Genomic DNA, 15,145 nt, shown 5'->3' on the forward strand with positions numbered 1-15,145 from the left:
TAGCATCCGAGCTAAACCCGGCATGACTGGGTGGAATGCAGATAGGGTCGAGACGCGGCAATTTCGTCGCAACCGCTCCTATGTGCGGAAGCGGGACAAGGGCCTGTGCGTAAGGTGTTGGACCCTGTTCAATCGCGTATCTGTAGCCACTGACTGCGACCACCTGATCAACGTGGCGCAAAGAGGCACAGACGAAATCAGCAATCTATGGATGCTTTGCGATGACTGCCACTGGGCGAAGACCAAACGGGAACAGCGAGGTCTATTAGGCTTCGGTCATATCATTGGTTTGGATGGTTGGCCATTGGAAGGTGATAGCATCGGGGATTGGAAGGCAGTTATTCAACAAAGAAATGCGGAACGTACAACTGTCGTGCTATCGAAAAAATAAGCATTGAAGCGGCCAGACAATTTATTTCCTAGTCGTCGAATCGAATTGTGGGATCGTGCTCAACGAGGAACTGCTCATCAAATTCTTTTGGCAAATAGTAAGACTCAATGTGCTCGATGTTACTCCTTCCGAAGGCCTTGGGCTCAACTCGTCCTACAAAGGCGTTAAGGATAGGGTGGTCAAGATTGGCATTCTTAAGCATTCCAAACTCTGCTATAAGTGAATTGAATTTTTTTGTGGAGTATGGCGACATCGCGTTGAGGGCCAGTATCGTGGACTCGTCGGAGGAAAGCTGAGCTCTGATTAGCTTGAAATAGAAGCGCTGGCGTTCGTGCGGAAGCGACGTTTTGATAAACTTCATGATCGTATAAAGAGTTCGAAAGTAACGACCTAGATCGTCGCCATAGTCTTTATAGAGCCTGCCATAAGCTGCGCTCAGCGCAATTAATCTGTCCTCAGCGGAGAGGCTTTTTATTGGCTGATCTATGGCTTCTTCAATTCTCAACGTTCCTTCTTTGCGCCTTCTGAGGGATACCTCATGAGCCTGTTCTCTAAAGTACCTGTTTAAGTTTCCCAAGTGAATATCAATTGCGTCCTGGCCGCGCGATATCTTGTCCGGTGTATCAAACCCCTGAGCAATGGCTACTTCGATTGAGCGAGATAATTCTATGAACGCGCTAAAGAGATTGAAGAACGTCGTTTCGAACATCTGCTTCGATGTAGCGTCGTTTTGCTTATCAAGGTTCTCCTCCTGCTTGCCTAGGATCTCCTGAGTCGCCTTCATTTCTTCACGTGTCGTCTTCAGCTGTTCGTTCTGCATGAAGATACCAACAGCAACGCCAGCAAACGCTAATCCTGCAAATAGCGCGTTGATGCTGCCAAACGAGTCACCGAAGGTTCCCCGGTCGCCTAAACTGAAAAGTTTAATACCAATCCAATCTTCTAGCGACACCCAATGATAAGCAAGGAGTGCATTGCTGCCCCAAACCAGCAGAACGAAAGCAATGGAGAAGATAAAGATTTTTACGTAAGGAACTCGCGTTTTCGTGCCTTCTGCGTCAAGCTTTCTGTAAACGGATTTGTCTTCCACTATGTCAATCCTGTCCTGCTGTCTACAACATTAGAAATTATCCGACGAGGCTATCAAGAAACGCCGCGCATTGGGTAGGTAGCATCCGATTTTGATGCAAGCAGCGCAGGTCAGGAACTTCTCCTCGTGAAAAGGGCTGGGTCGTATCGTACGATCCAAGGTCGATCATAGTCCTCAAATCGGTATACAAGTCGCCTTCTAGCTTTTCCATTTCCGAATGCTCTGGGGTCGATCCGCCGGAAGGATGCCATCAAAATTACATTGTCAAAGCTAGCATTTTTGAAGAAGCCAAATTCAACTAGAAGAGAGTTGAATTCCGGCGTCGTTTTATCGCCTAAAGAATTCAGCGCCAGCAAGGTTGCTTCATGTGATGAAAGCTGGGCGCGGACAAGTTTGAAGTAGAACTTCTGATCTTCTTCGATCAAAGGTGAGTTCTTTATGAACTTCAATAGGGTGTATAGCGTTCTGAAGTATCGTCCTAGGTCATCGCCGCAGGAAACGAAAAGCTCATTATAGCTCTCAGCTACGAGTATCAAAATGTTTTCATCGTCCAGAAGCTTCCAAGACTCATCGTTAAGAAAGGCCTCCTGCGGCAGTTTGCCGCTATTGATGAGCCCGACTTTGTCTACATTGGCCCGGTAGATGAACGTCTCACTCATCTTTTCCAGGTAGACTTCGAAGGCATCAGGACCGCTCTTAGATTCATAGGAGATTGTTTTGGCTATGTCGCGATAGAATTCGAACAATTGAAAGAACTTGGTTTCAAAATTCTGTGTAAGAGCTGACCGTTGAAGTTCCGCCTGATTAGACTCCACAATTGTAATTTCATGACGTTGCAAGAGTACGCCGTATGCAATGCCCAGGAATGCTATTGCTGAAAATAAGGTATTGGCGATAGCAAACGCATCGCCAAACGTTCCCCTGTCGCCTAAGCTGAATATCTGCAGTCCAAGCCAATCTTCTACCCTCGTCCATGAGATGGCTAGGAAGACATTTCCGGCATAGAGGCAGAGCACAATAACAACAGCAAGGGAAAACGCCCATCCGAACCTAGACTTCACTATATCCTCCTGGAGCTGTTCCCTATGGCTAGGTTAGCGCACAGGACCGGTCAAGCAGCACCACGCACAGCCACGCACAAGGGTGGTTGGCTGTGGCGGCGTAGGACCACCAGACAGCACCAGAGACGCCGTAGATACTCGGGGGTAGCCAATCTTTCCGGCCCATACGAGATAGACGGCGCTCGACCACTACATTTTTTAACTTCACAGAAAAAAGGTTTTTGATGATTATCGGTTCGCAGTTGGCGAGGATGCGATGTCAGATTTCAGTATGAAGCTTGTTGAGGAGATGATCGATAGGGCGAGTGATCGCTTTATTGAGGACGGCCTGGATCTCCAAAATTATGGTGACTTCATTAATAAGGCAATTGAAACAGCCGTTGAGAAGGTTTCTAAAGAAAGCGTCAAATCCTACAAGAGTAAGGCCGCTGAACGTGTCGCAGAATATGAAGCGGATGATGCGGAATTTGCTTCTCGTAATCTTAGGCATTGGCGTCCGGCATTCGATCACTTGGAAATGCTGTGGCACATTTCACGCGAACTCGGGCAGGCCCACCAGAAAGACTACATTGAAAGGAAAAGTGGGCAATGCGATGTTGAGATGACTGCCCTGGGCATGATCTTCGCTAAAGCGTTGTTGGTTGCGCGAGAGGTCATTTGCCTCATGAAGGGTGGCTATCCCGACGGGGCGCTGGGACGATGGAGGGTTCTTCATGAGCTTGCTGTTTCAGCGGCATATATCAGGGAGAAAGGAGAGATAGCAGCAAAGGAGTATCTAGTGAGTGCCGAATTTTCTACGCGGCGGGCAGCAGTGCAGTTTAATCAATATGCTGAGAAGCTGGAGGCGGAGCCATATTCCCCAGACGAGATGATCAGCTTGGACGAAAACTGTAGGGCAGCTGAGAAGTTTTTAGGGCGCAGCATTTCGGATGACCGTTCTGGAGAATGGCCTAAGATTACAGGCAAGAACGACATGTCGCAGCTTGAGGTCGTCGTCGGTATGCAGCAGTGGCGCCCGTGGTATAAGAAAGCTTCAGCTCATAATCATGCAAACTATGAACCGCCTGGGTCTTTACTCGGTGCTATGGAGGATGAAATAACGCTCATTGGGCCTAGTAACTATGGGATGGTTTACCCTTTCCAAGGAACTGCTCTAAATCTAGCAAAGATCGTGGCGTCCTACTTGAGCTTGACGCCCAATGTAGATCGGCTTGCCTACATAACATCGCTGGACGTTATTGCTTCTGAAATGGTGGAGATAGCCCTTCGTGCTGAGCAGAATAGCTTAGAGGCCACAAAGAGCTAAATACCGCCTCCATTAAATACCTCTGCAATCATTCGCAGGGGTATCACCTTGGCACGACCAATACCGTTAGCACAATCCATTCAGCCTTTCTCGATTGATGATGGTCCGATTCCTGCACCTGATCATCTGAACGAAGCGCAGGCGGAAATATGGAATTCAATTGTTCGTCGTCTTGGTAATGATTGGTTCCCGACTGAGGTTCACAATCTCCTAGCAGCGTATTGCCAGCACGTTTGCAATGGCCGCCGCCTTGCTACGATGATTGATGCTCATGAAGCTGAAGACACGATTGATCATTTCGATCCGCTTTGGCTGACAACCTATGACAAGCTTCTGAAGATGCTTGAACGCGAAAACCGCGCGGCATCGTCAGCAGCTACGCGGCTCCGCATTACGAACCAATCCTTGCGCCTGCCCGATGCCAAAAAGCCGCCTAGTACGCCCGGCGATAAGAAGCCTTGGCAGTCATGAAAGGATCATTTCGCACTGAAGCCCTGCCAAGACTGTCGCGAAGCAAGACCGGCATCAACAATCTGTCCTACAACGCACGATGCCGATTAAGGCCGTGGACCGTAAGCATGATGATCCATGGCGTACAGCAGGCCCAGGTTCGCTTCGCGTCGTGGCAAGAGGCAGTCGAGTACCGCAATCAGGTCAGGACCGGCGCAGGTCTACGCCCAATCACTGATGATGACTTCGAAGCCTTGGCGGCGTTTGTCGAAAGGCTGGCTGTCGATGACTGACAAGGTTCAGACGCGCGGCGAGCGCAACATCGAGTGGATCGAAAACCATCTCTACATTCCTGAAGGCAAGTTCGTCGGCAAGCCGTTCCAGTTAGCCAAGTTCCAGCGCGATATTGTTCTCAAGATATACGACAACCCAAGTGGCACGCGTCGCGCTATTATCTCAATGCCACGCAAGGCCGCAAAATCGACGCTTACTGCGGCGTTGCTACTGCTGCATCTTGTCGGCCCAGAAGCAAGACCCAACAGCCAGCTGTTTTCTGCCGCACGGAGCAGGGATCAAGCCGCGTTGGTCTACAACCTGGCTACCAAAATGGTCCTGTTCAGTCCCACGCTGAAGCCATTCGTCAAAATCAGGCAGGCTACGAAGGAGCTATACGTTCCTGACCTCGGCACGGTCTATAAGGCGCTGTCCAAGGAGGCGCATACTGCTTTGGGTCTGTCGCCCGTGTTCGTCTGCCACGACGAGCTGGGCGCTGTCAGAGGCCCGCGTGACGACCTGTATGAAGCATTGGAAACCGCCTCTGCTGCGCAGGAAGACCCGCTAACCGTAGTCATCAGCACGCAGGCTCCGAACGATGCCGACTTGCTTTCTACGCTGATCGATACTGCTGGCGACAACCCTAGGACGGTAACTGTCGTATATGCTTGCCCGCCAGAAGTGGACGCATGGTCCGAGGAAGCCTTGAAGGCGCATCCGGCATGGGACGATTTCTTGAACCAGCAGGAAATGCGCGACATGCAGTCGGACGCGAAGTCGATGCCAGCCCGCGCCAACAGCTTCCGAAACCTGATCCTGAACCAGCGAATTGAGGCCGATGCGCCATTCATCAGCAAGGATATCTGGATCGCCAACGGTGCCGATCCGAGCAGCTGGCGTGGCAAGAAGGTCTATGGCGGCCTAGACCTCTCGCAAACCACTGACCTTACCGCGCTAGTGATGATGTCGCTGGACGAAGAGACGCGCCAATGGTCGGTCCATCCGTTCTTCTGGATGCCCGAGGATGCCGTCAAAATTCGGTCGGAAGAGGACAAGGTTCCCTACGATCAGTGGGTCAAGCAAGGCCTGATCGAAGCGGTTCCAGGTGGCATCATCAAGTATGAATGGATCGCCTCAAAGCTGAAGGTTCTAGCGGACGAGTGCGACATTCAGAAGATCGCCTTTGACCGCCATAACTTCAAAGCGTTCAGGGCTGATCTGGAACGCGCGCAGTTTTCAGACAGGTGGATTGATGATTGCTTTGTTGAATTCGGGCAGGGGTTCGTATCGATGTCGCCAGCTATCCGAATTCTAGAAGAAATGGTAATCGATAAGCGTCTGCGTCACGGAAACAATTCCGTCCTGACGTGGAATATGAACTCGGTGAAGGTCATTGAAGACGCCACCCGAAATCGAAAGTTCGTCAAGAAAGCATACAATCAGCGCATCGATGGTGCGATTGCTTTGACAATGGCGGCCGGAACATTGATTGAGCCTGAGAAGAAGCGCGGCAGCTATCTCGACCACAGCGAATTGCTGATCCTCTGACGGAAAACGCGGAAACTTTAAATACCCGAAAGTTTCGAGGTATTCCGCATGGCATGGCCCTTCAATCGTTCAACTCAAGTCCAGGCTGAAGAGCCGCGTTCAATCGTCAAGACATTCAGTGATTTCTTCGGATGGTTTGGCTATGGCAGTGGCGCTGCACCAGCTTTGACTGCCCATCAGGCGCTAGATACTGCCGCAGTGCTTTGCGCAGTCCGTGTCATCGCTGAAGGCATGGGGCAGATGCCCCTGCGTCTGATCCGCACAGAGGACATCGATGGTCGTGAACGCACGTCAATCGCCAAGGACTATTGGGCGCACAAGCTGCTAGCTGTGAGGCCGAACAGCTTCCAAACCTCGTCAGAATTCATCGAGAGCATGGTCATCAACGCTGCCTTAGGGAAAGGCGCACTTGCGATCAAGAACATCGTCGGCGACCAAGTTCGTGAACTGCTGCCGGTGCCTTCGGGGTCTTGGGCGGCCGAGATCGACGACAAGTATCGCGTCTTCTACCGCGTAACCTTCGTTGGCGGCCATCAACAGGTATTCTCGCAAGAGCAGTGCCTGTTCATTAAAGGCGTGTCGCTGGACGGGCTGGAGGGCATCAGCGCCATTGAACGTGCCCGTAAGGTCATCGGTATCAGTTCGGCTCTTGAGGACCAGCAGTTGAAGATCAGCTATGCAGGTGGCCGTCCTTCTGGTGTCCTGACGTTTGAGCATGAGCTGAAGCCCGAAACCAAGCAGCTACTGGCTGAGACGTGGAAAGCCCGTTGGGGTGCTGGTGGCGAAGGCGGTATCGCCGTGCTGGACGGCAACGCCAAGTTCAGCCCTATCACCCTGAGCATGGCAGACAGCCAGTTCATCGAGAACCGCCGCTTCCAGATCGAAGAGATTGCCCGCGTTTTCCGCGTTCAGCCGATCATGCTCATGCAGGCTGACAAGGCCGCTACTTACGCTTCAGCCGAACAGTTCTTCCGTATGCATGTCACGCATACGCTAGGCCCGTGGATACGCCGCATCGAAGCCGCCCTGCATCGCGACATCCTGCAATATGCCGACGATCTGCACTTCGATTTCGATGAAGCGGAACTGCTACGCGGCGACCATACCACCCAGGCCAACTACTTCTCGACTGCACTGGGCAAAGGCGGTGCGCCAAGCTGGATGTCGGTCAACGAAGTTCGCAAGGAGTGCGGCCTAGACCCGCTGGCTGAAGATTGGGCCGATAAGCCGTCACGAGGCGGCTACGCTGAAGTCGCCGAGATGACTGATCAGCCTTCGAACGAGCAGAATCCGCCAGCCGCTTAAATATCCGCAAATGATCTAGGCGGATTGCGCAATGGAAAAGAAGTTCTTTCAGCTTGAGCTAAAGGCTGTCGGCGACGGCAACACTATCGAAGGTTACGGATCGGTCTTTGGCAACGAAGACAAGATTGGTGATGTCGTTCTTCCAGGTGCATTCAGAGAGTCGATTGCTACCAAGATGCCGAAGATGCTTTGGCAGCATTCGCCTGACAAGGTGATCGGCAAATGGGATGAAGTTGTCGAAGACGCAAGCGGCCTTCGCGTCAAAGGTTCTTTTGCAAATACGCCAAAAGCGCAGGAGGTCGCTGAGCTAGTCCGCATCGGCGCAATCGATGGACTGTCCATCGGCTATCGCACAATCGAATCCGACTACAATGCAGACGGTGTTCGACTGCTGCGCAAGCTGGACCTTTGGGAAATCAGCGTTGTTACGTTCCCATGCAATGAGGCGGCGACGATTGATGCCGTTAAAGCTGCCGAACTATCGAAGAAAGAAGTTGAGCAAATCTTGCGCGACGCAGGATTCAGCAAGTCTGTCGCAATGAAATTGATCAGCGGCGGATACGATGCATTGTCAGGTCAGCGTGACGCTGATGCCGATAAGCAAGCAAAGAATGAAGACTATTCCGAACTCGCGGCCCTTTTGATTGCCCGGGCGAACCTGCTGAAGTGAAATTATCGCATTAATTAAATTATTTCGAAAACCAATTAGCTAATTTGAAGGTATTTCAATAATGGAACTAGAACTAAAAACTCTTATCGAGCAGGGGAACGCTACAATCGCTGCTCTTCGCACCGAAGTTGAAGGTCTGAAGTCTGCTGATATCGTTTCAGAAACGAAGCTGGCAAAGATGGAATCCGATCTTGCTAAAACGCTGTCGGAAAAATCTGCGCTGGAAAACAGACTTGCTGCACTAGAAACCGCACAAGCCCGCCCTGGTGCTTTCGGTGCCAAGGGTGAAGCCGTTGACGAATACAAGTCGGCTTTCCTGAACATGATCCGCAAGCCCTTCGACACCGAAGCTAAGCAGAACTTCGAAACCCTGTCGCGTAAAGCGGTGACTGTCGGCACTCCTGCCAACGGTGGTTACGCTGTTCCTGAGCAGATCGCTGCCGCCGTAAATCGCGTTGCCGTTGACCTCAGCCCTATCCGCCAGATCGCAAAGATCGTTTCGGTCTCAACCGCAGACTACAAGGAAGTGCTGGACAACCGTAACGCCGGTTTTGAGTGGGTCGGCGAGTCGACTGCTCGCGCTATCACCGACACGCCTACGATTTCTGAAATCGTTCCTGCTTGGGGTGAAATGTCTGCCGTCGCTGAAATCTCGCTTTCGGCCCTGGAAGACATCATGTTCAACGCCGATGCTTGGCTGATCGAGTCCCTGTCGGAGAAGTTCGCCCAAGGTGAAGGCCTTTCGTTCATTTCCGGTAACGGCACCAACAAGCCACGCGGTTTCCTGGACGGCACGACTGTCACTGGCATCAACAGCGGCAACGCTTCGACCCTGGGCACCAACCCATTCGACAGCATCATCTCGCTGATGTTCGCCGTTAAGGGTGCATATCGCCAGGCAGGGTCGTTCGTCATGAACAGCGCCACCGCTGCTTCTCTGATGAAGGTCAAGGATACGACTGGTCAGTATATCTACCAGCCTGCAATCGCAGAAGGTGCTCGTGACACCATCCTCGGCAAACGCGTCGTTCTAGCTGAAGATATGCCTTCGGTAGCAGCTAACGCCAAGCCGATTGTCTTTGGTGATTTCCGTCGCGGCTACCTCATTGCCGACCGCACTCAGTTCAGCGTTCTGCCTGATCCGTACAGCCACACTGGCTTCCTACAGATCAAAGCTCGCAAACGCGTTGGTGGCACTGTTGCTGATGCAAATGCTCTAAAGGCTCTGGTTATCGCAGTCTGATCGACTGCCATCAATTGAAAATAACAAGCCCGACCCGCAAAGGCCGGGCTTTTTCTTTGGCTAAACCCAAAACCGTCGCGCAAATCACACGAAAAAAATCAGCCTATTCAATAAATATATACACGAAAACCAAAAAAACGAAAACAATAGGTTAGAGACATGGCTAATAAAAAAGAACAACAGGCACGCAAGCAAGCTGCGATTACTGTCGAAAGACTCCATCTTCTTCTAGAGGCTGACTTCGACAATGGCAAACTGTATTGGAAGTTCCGCCCACGCGAACACTGTAAGTCAGATCGCCATTTCCACCAATTCAACTCAAGATGTGCTGGCCAGGAGGCATTCACTTCATTTCAGACCGCTGGCTATCCATTTGGAACTATAGAAGGTCATTATTTCACCGCACATCGCGTTCTGTTCGCGATGTATCATAACCGTTGGCCGGGTGAAATCGATCATATCGACGGCGATAGAACAAACAACAGGATTACCAACCTTCGCGAAGTCACGCGTTCTGAAAACATGACCAACAGGAAGGCATTTGCTAGCAGCAAGACGGGTCTTCTAAACATCCATCCGTATAACAACAATGGCATCTACGTTTGCCTAGCTGCACTAGGTGTGAAGCGCGTATTTGGCGCAAATCAAATAGAAGAAGCAGTTGAGTTTCGCGACAAGGTTCGTGCGGAGAATGGATATTCACCAGCCCGCGATGCGAAGAAGCCGACGATCCACTAAATATCAGAAAGAGGATTGTCCAATGCCGAAACTCATCAAAGACCTGCTGATTGTGCCGCCGAACGAAGTCTATCCCGTTCAATTGCGTGCGCACGATGAATGTCCTGACTGGGCTTTGAATGTTGCTGAAGCATTGGGCATCCTCGAAAAACTAAAAACGCCAAAGAAAGCACCAGCCAATAAGGCCATGGCTGCACCGGAGAACAAGGGAGGCAAATGATGGTCACTTTGGATTCCGTGAAATCGCATCTTCGCTTGGATGGGGACGAAGAATCATTCTATCTGCAAACGTTGATTGAAGCTGCTTCTGGATACGTCACTTCAATTACGAACATTGAAAACGACGATTCCGCGCCAGCAACATACGATATCTGCGTCCTGCTGCTAGTCGGTCATTGGTTCAATGTTCGAGAAGCTGCCAGCGAAATCGATTACCGCAAGGTTCCCTATGCCTTTGGTATGCTGCTCCAGTCGCTGAGACCCGGAGGCAGCTTGATATGAGCGGCATCGGGGCAGGGAAGCTAGACAAGCGCATCCAGTTCTTGGCTCTGGTCAAAGAGGACAATGGGCTTGAGGTTGTGGAGTCCTACAAGCCCGTGGTTGGGTCTGTGTGGGCCAAAGTTGATTTCCTGTCTGACAGCGAACGGTTTCGCGCTAGTGCTGTCCAGTCCATCGCCTCCGTTCGCTTCACCATCCGCAAGCGTGAAGTCTCCAAGACCTGGCGTGGGTTCATCCAGGGCATATCGACTGCATTCAGCTATCTGAGTGGATCGATGATGACTACGAATTCGCTGGTCCAGTCCCTCGGAACCTACTTCCAGTATCTGAGCGGCCTGGGGACGATTGCATTCGCAGCTATCGACTTTGCAGTTTCAGCCTTGTGGGAACGTCTGAAGACAGTGGTGTCGATCCTGATCAACGTCGCTGATGTCGCCCTTTACGTGTGGGCTGCGACCCTAGAGCCGATCAACAAACTGATCGAGGCAATCGGCACTTGGCTTACGGGTGCCCTTGGCCATGCTTCGTCCTCTTTCAAAGATACCGAAGAGTCTGCCCGATATTCGATGGACATGGCTGCGGCCTATGCCAAAGACGGCGTGGACACGATCAAAAATGCCTTTAGCGGACTGCCTGCTGCTCTAGGCGATCTGATGATGCAGGCCACCAATGCTGTAATTGGTGCCCTAGAATCCATGATCAACGGCGTCATTGCCCGCATCAACGGTGCCATTGCAGCCGTAAGAGGGGCTATGGCCTCCGTTGCAACCATGATGCCAGAACGACTTGGCGGCGACGGTGGAAAGTCGAAGGCCATGCTGAACGGTCCCCAGCTGCCATCAGTCATGCCCGTCCAGTTTGGCGAAATCCAGAACCAGTTTGAAGGTGCTGCGGCCGCCTTGCTTGATACTGCCACAACAGTTCACCGTGACGCAGTGCGAGCCAAAAGCATGACCGACAGCGGAAACGGCGTAACCTCCTATTCGTCGCCCGTGGCTAGATCGACGCCCTTGAGCGGATGAAGGAAACCACCGAGAAGATGCGGGATACCTTCGCGAGTGCCTTCGCAGATATCGTTACAAGAAGGACATCAAGCGTTACCGCGCTGGCATCGAAATCAAATGCGATGAAGAGCCGCTGGATGCCATCAACGAACTGCTGAAGTCGTGCGGCGGCGTCATGGCTCCGGTTGGCGACAGCTATCTGATCTCGGTTGGCTCACCTGCTATCCCGGTCGCGCATTTCACCGACGCCGATTTGATCCTGTCCAGCCCAGCATCCTTTACGATGTCGTCAGGCCTTGCGGGATCCTTCAACGCAGTCACAGCCAACTATCCGTCGCCGCAGCACCTATGGGAAGAGAACAACGCTGAGCCGTTCTTCAATGCTGCATGGGAAGTCGAAGACGATACCGGATCTCCCTGGATGGTCCGTCGCTGCGCAAGACCGGCATCGACAACCGCGCGGGGGCCAGCCAATGAGCATGACCTCGACCCCGGGTAGCCCACTGGTCCCTCCCACGCGCCCGACACCGCCAGCTTCTGGGCGGGCGCGGCGCCGGGCGCGCGGGACCCTCCCGTGGACAACCCTCCGCACCAACATCACCCTTGACCGGATGCACCCGGATCAACAATGAAGACTTTGCCTCAGACCGCTACCGCCGACCGGTCGGATGATCGTGGAACAGCTGGTCGGATGTTGCTGGAATAAGCGGTCGGATACGGTGGAATACGCACAACACTTACAATTCAACGCTGACCACGAAGTTTGGAGCAAAAGCGGATAGCAGCGTAGTGGTTGCGTTGACCTCGCGCGTGGCGAACACCGAAGGCCAGCTGGTTTCGCAGTCGGGCAGCATCCAGACACTGAATGACTCGGTTGAGCTGGTTACCACGACGGCCAACGGCAAAGGGAAGGTCATCTATGGCAGCACTGCGCCTGTAGCCGCTGACAGGCTGGCGCAGAACCTCTGGATCGATACTGCCAGCGGGAACAATACGCCAAAGCGTTGGAACGGCACCGCCTGGGTTGCGATGAGCGATAAGGCGGCCACCGATGCGCTAGCAGGACTGACCACGAAAGCTAACGCAAGCGCGGTCACTGCTTTGACAACGCGGGTTTCGACCGCAGAAGGCACGCTTACCAGCCAAGGAAACTCGCTGACCTCGTTGAACAACAGCGTTGGTCGCATGAATGCGGGTGGTCGTTTCCGCATGTCCACGCAGGCAACCCCAACAGGAGCGGAAGCTCGCATTGGCTTGCACGCTGAAGCTTCGGACGGGCAGAACACGCATACTGCGGGCTTGTTTCTAGTTGCTAGAACAGACGGCACATCTGACGTTATTGCTGCTGCAAACCGTTTCAGCATCGCCACCGGCCTCGGCGCAAATGACGCACGAACAGTTCCATTCATAGTCCGTAATGGCCAAGTCGAGATTACAACTGCTGTAATCGGCGATCTGACAATTGGTCGCGGTAAAATCGGGAACGACTCGATTACGGCATGGCGCGAAGCTTCAGCTACCGCAGCGTTGGCATCATCTCCCACGGCAGACGTAGTTCTAGCATCGATTTCATTCGTTAAGGAAAGAGCATTCTCATTACCTCTTTGGTTCAAGGCGACTTATCCGCAAGGGGCGAGACTATTCTTGCAGCGTCGCATCGGCACAGGTTCATGGACTAATTTGATGATTATCGATGATTACGACATCAAAGAGGGAGATGGCTCCTCGGTCAGCTTCTTGAAGCAGCACTCTGGATCGACGCACACTTTCGTCGACAACTGGGCGGGCATTGAAACTGTAGCCTATCGCGTGGTGGGGCAAACCTTTGGAATAACAACTTTCAATTCAGGTGGGGGCGGCTCCGAAGCGTCCTATATCCATAATGTGGTTCGAGCTGGGCACTCTTTTACAAACAGGTTTTTAGGTGCGCTAGTTGCGTACAAATGAAGGGAAAAGTTTCTTATGGAAGAAGAAATTGAAATCATAACGCTTGTTCGCTTCGCAGTAGTTGATGCCACTGGCGACATTCTGTGGATTGGTCAATGCCCTGAAGAAGAGCTTCCATTGCAGGCATACGAACCAGACCATGTTGTCATTGCTAACGTTCCAGAAACGGTGGCTGACGATACCCATTACTACAAAGATGGCTTCATTCAATATCCTCCTAAGCCGGGCCCTTGGGCAGTCTTTGATCATGACAACGAAATTTGGATCGATACCAGATCGCCAAACAAGGACGACGACTTCGATCAGAATGATTATTCAGTTGATGTGGAGGTTTCACTTTCGGGTGACGTCCTTTCCTGGGGAGCTTTCGTAGCAAGTCGGAACAACGGAATTTACGTGGAAGCGAAGACAGTGGGGCCGGGAGCAATCAATTTTGCAGGCAATCCTGTTTTGATTGGATATGATTGGGATAGCAATGCAATCAAGTCGTATCCTGACTTCGCGAATTTCTATACAGGGTCAAGGCGAATCCTGCTTGGGGAGTTTCGTGGCTCGGGTTCATACATTCCAGCTGCCAATTTGATCAACGGTAATAGGGTGGGCGCTGGGACCGTAGAAACAAAACAGATCGCGCCGGCTTCATGCAATGAACTAGCAACGGTTTACAATGAGGTGGAGTACGTATTCGCAAACGAGCTAGAGTATCCCCATTCAACATATCTCGCTGATATAAGAACAAGGATCGACTTTTCCTTTGAGGTGGAAGACGACAGCACCCTTCTGATCTTCCTTTCAGGCTTTAATAGTATCTTAGGTGATCTTAGGCCGATCCGGGAGCAGATTCATTCCCTCTCATACGAAATCAGAGTGGATGGTGTGCTTTTTGGTAAATTTGGCGAGAAGGATCCATCTGTATCGGAGGATCTTTCGTTTAGAACGAATGTTCACGCGATACCGGTAACTAAAAATATGAACAATGTATCGATAGTTTCTGAAACAGGCCGCCTTTACAATGCCGTTTTCATGCAGGTTAAGCGATGAATAAAAATATCACCGTTTACGACCTGTCATCAGGACGCATAATCAGGAAGTGTAACTTGCCTGAAAAGCTGATCGCCATGAACATCAAGGCGGGACAGGGATATGTTGAGGGATTGTTTGATGCTGATACTCATATCGTAGTAGCTGGCGGGGCCGTGCTTCGTGCCAAGACTGCTGCTGAGCTGGCTACTGAGTTCGTCAGAGCCAAAGCGAACGCGATCACTGAAATCAATCGCAAAATTGGAAGTATCAGGTCAAAGTTCGTCACCGTCATTCCAGCACAGGATATGGTGTATCAAGCCAAGGAAGCCGAAGCGAAGGCATACCTGGCAGACCTTGCGCCAGTGGAAGCTGACTACCCGTTCATCCATGCTGAAATCGGCATAACCGGCGACAGCGCATGGCAGGTTGCACAAGTCTACGTGAACCAAGCTCTGATCCTGCGCCAGACCGCCGCACAGCTTGAGGCGGTTCGGCTGGGACACGTTGCCATGGTGGAAGCCGCTACAGATATCGAAACGATCGATGCTATCCTGATGGCGTTCGGGACAAGCATTCAGGCCGTGTCATGATCCGTATA

18 protein-coding genes are annotated in these 15,145 nt (G+C 51.9%); 16 read left to right on the forward strand and 2 right to left on the reverse strand.

What is annotated here, in order from left to right; translation table 11 throughout:
* Positions 1-391: HNH endonuclease signature motif containing protein (locus tag AAIL68_RS16350; RefSeq protein ID WP_347140803.1), on the forward strand; the 391-nt coding region annotated here is incomplete at its 5' end.
* 28 nt (positions 392-419) lie between these two features.
* Here AAIL68_RS16350 and AAIL68_RS16355 read toward each other — a convergent pair.
* Entirely contained in the window at positions 420-1,481 is a 1,062-nt protein-coding gene (locus tag AAIL68_RS16355) for a putative phage abortive infection protein (RefSeq protein ID WP_347140804.1), read from the reverse strand.
* Positions 1,482-1,591: 110 nt separating this feature from the next.
* Positions 1,592-2,542: a putative phage abortive infection protein gene (locus tag AAIL68_RS16360; protein ID WP_347140805.1), complete on the reverse strand. Its 951-nt coding sequence runs from the start codon at positions 2,540-2,542 to the stop codon at positions 1,592-1,594.
* Positions 2,543-2,813: 271 nt separating this feature from the next.
* Here AAIL68_RS16360 and AAIL68_RS16365 point away from each other — a divergent pair, with 271 nt between their 5' ends.
* The 15 genes from AAIL68_RS16365 (at position 2,814) to AAIL68_RS16435 (ending at position 15,137) form a co-directional block, all read left to right on the forward strand.
* On the forward strand, positions 2,814-3,848 hold the full coding sequence (locus AAIL68_RS16365; RefSeq protein WP_347140806.1) for a DUF5677 domain-containing protein: 1,035 nt from the start codon (positions 2,814-2,816) through the stop codon (positions 3,846-3,848).
* 48 nt (positions 3,849-3,896) lie between these two features.
* The gene (locus AAIL68_RS16370; RefSeq protein WP_347140807.1) at positions 3,897-4,319 is read left to right on the forward strand and encodes a hypothetical protein; all 423 of its coding nucleotides are present in this window, start codon (positions 3,897-3,899) and stop codon (positions 4,317-4,319) included.
* A gap of 107 nt (positions 4,320-4,426) precedes the next feature.
* On the forward strand, positions 4,427-4,591 hold the full coding sequence (locus AAIL68_RS16375) for a hypothetical protein (RefSeq protein ID WP_347140809.1): 165 nt from the start codon (positions 4,427-4,429) through the stop codon (positions 4,589-4,591).
* The gene (locus tag AAIL68_RS16380) at positions 4,584-6,119 is read left to right on the forward strand and encodes a terminase TerL endonuclease subunit (RefSeq protein WP_347140810.1); all 1,536 of its coding nucleotides are present in this window, start codon (positions 4,584-4,586) and stop codon (positions 6,117-6,119) included. Before AAIL68_RS16375 ends, AAIL68_RS16380 begins: the two co-directional genes overlap by 8 nt.
* A gap of 48 nt (positions 6,120-6,167) precedes the next feature.
* On the forward strand, positions 6,168-7,424 hold the full coding sequence (locus AAIL68_RS16385) for a phage portal protein (protein ID WP_347140811.1): 1,257 nt from the start codon (positions 6,168-6,170) through the stop codon (positions 7,422-7,424).
* Between the two features lie 31 nt (positions 7,425-7,455).
* Positions 7,456-8,094 carry an HK97 family phage prohead protease gene (locus tag AAIL68_RS16390; RefSeq protein WP_347140812.1) on the forward strand — a complete coding sequence of 213 codons (639 nt, stop codon included), beginning with the start codon at positions 7,456-7,458 and terminating at the stop codon, positions 8,092-8,094.
* A 61-nt stretch (positions 8,095-8,155) separates the two neighbouring features.
* Complete coding sequence (locus AAIL68_RS16395) at positions 8,156-9,337, forward strand: phage major capsid protein (protein ID WP_347140813.1); 1,182 nt, start codon at positions 8,156-8,158, stop codon at positions 9,335-9,337.
* Positions 9,338-9,496: 159 nt separating this feature from the next.
* Positions 9,497-10,075, forward strand: a complete 579-nt coding sequence (locus AAIL68_RS16400; protein WP_347140814.1) for an HNH endonuclease signature motif containing protein — start codon at positions 9,497-9,499, stop codon at positions 10,073-10,075.
* A gap of 22 nt (positions 10,076-10,097) precedes the next feature.
* Entirely contained in the window at positions 10,098-10,295 is a 198-nt protein-coding gene (locus AAIL68_RS16405; RefSeq protein ID WP_347140815.1) for a hypothetical protein, read from the forward strand.
* Positions 10,292-10,576: a head-tail connector protein gene (locus AAIL68_RS16410; RefSeq protein WP_347140816.1), complete on the forward strand. Its 285-nt coding sequence runs from the start codon at positions 10,292-10,294 to the stop codon at positions 10,574-10,576. The genes AAIL68_RS16405 and AAIL68_RS16410 overlap by 4 nt, the downstream gene beginning before the upstream one ends.
* Positions 10,573-11,595: a head-tail adaptor protein gene (locus AAIL68_RS16415; RefSeq protein ID WP_347140817.1), complete on the forward strand. Its 1,023-nt coding sequence runs from the start codon at positions 10,573-10,575 to the stop codon at positions 11,593-11,595. The genes AAIL68_RS16410 and AAIL68_RS16415 overlap by 4 nt, the downstream gene beginning before the upstream one ends.
* A gap of 157 nt (positions 11,596-11,752) precedes the next feature.
* Entirely contained in the window at positions 11,753-12,076 is a 324-nt protein-coding gene (locus AAIL68_RS16420; protein WP_347140818.1) for a hypothetical protein, read from the forward strand.
* A gap of 311 nt (positions 12,077-12,387) precedes the next feature.
* A complete protein-coding gene (locus tag AAIL68_RS16425; RefSeq protein WP_347140819.1) occupies positions 12,388-13,524 on the forward strand; it encodes a DUF1983 domain-containing protein in 1,137 nt (378 codons plus the stop codon).
* A gap of 15 nt (positions 13,525-13,539) precedes the next feature.
* Positions 13,540-14,565: a hypothetical protein gene (locus AAIL68_RS16430; RefSeq protein WP_347140820.1), complete on the forward strand. Its 1,026-nt coding sequence runs from the start codon at positions 13,540-13,542 to the stop codon at positions 14,563-14,565.
* On the forward strand, positions 14,562-15,137 hold the full coding sequence (locus AAIL68_RS16435) for a hypothetical protein (protein WP_347140821.1): 576 nt from the start codon (positions 14,562-14,564) through the stop codon (positions 15,135-15,137). Before AAIL68_RS16430 ends, AAIL68_RS16435 begins: the two co-directional genes overlap by 4 nt.
* Positions 15,138-15,145 lie beyond the last annotated feature (8 nt).

It is taken from the genome of Paracoccus sp. SSK6, from assembly GCF_039770665.1.
GTDB lineage: Bacteria > Pseudomonadota > Alphaproteobacteria > Rhodobacterales > Rhodobacteraceae > Paracoccus.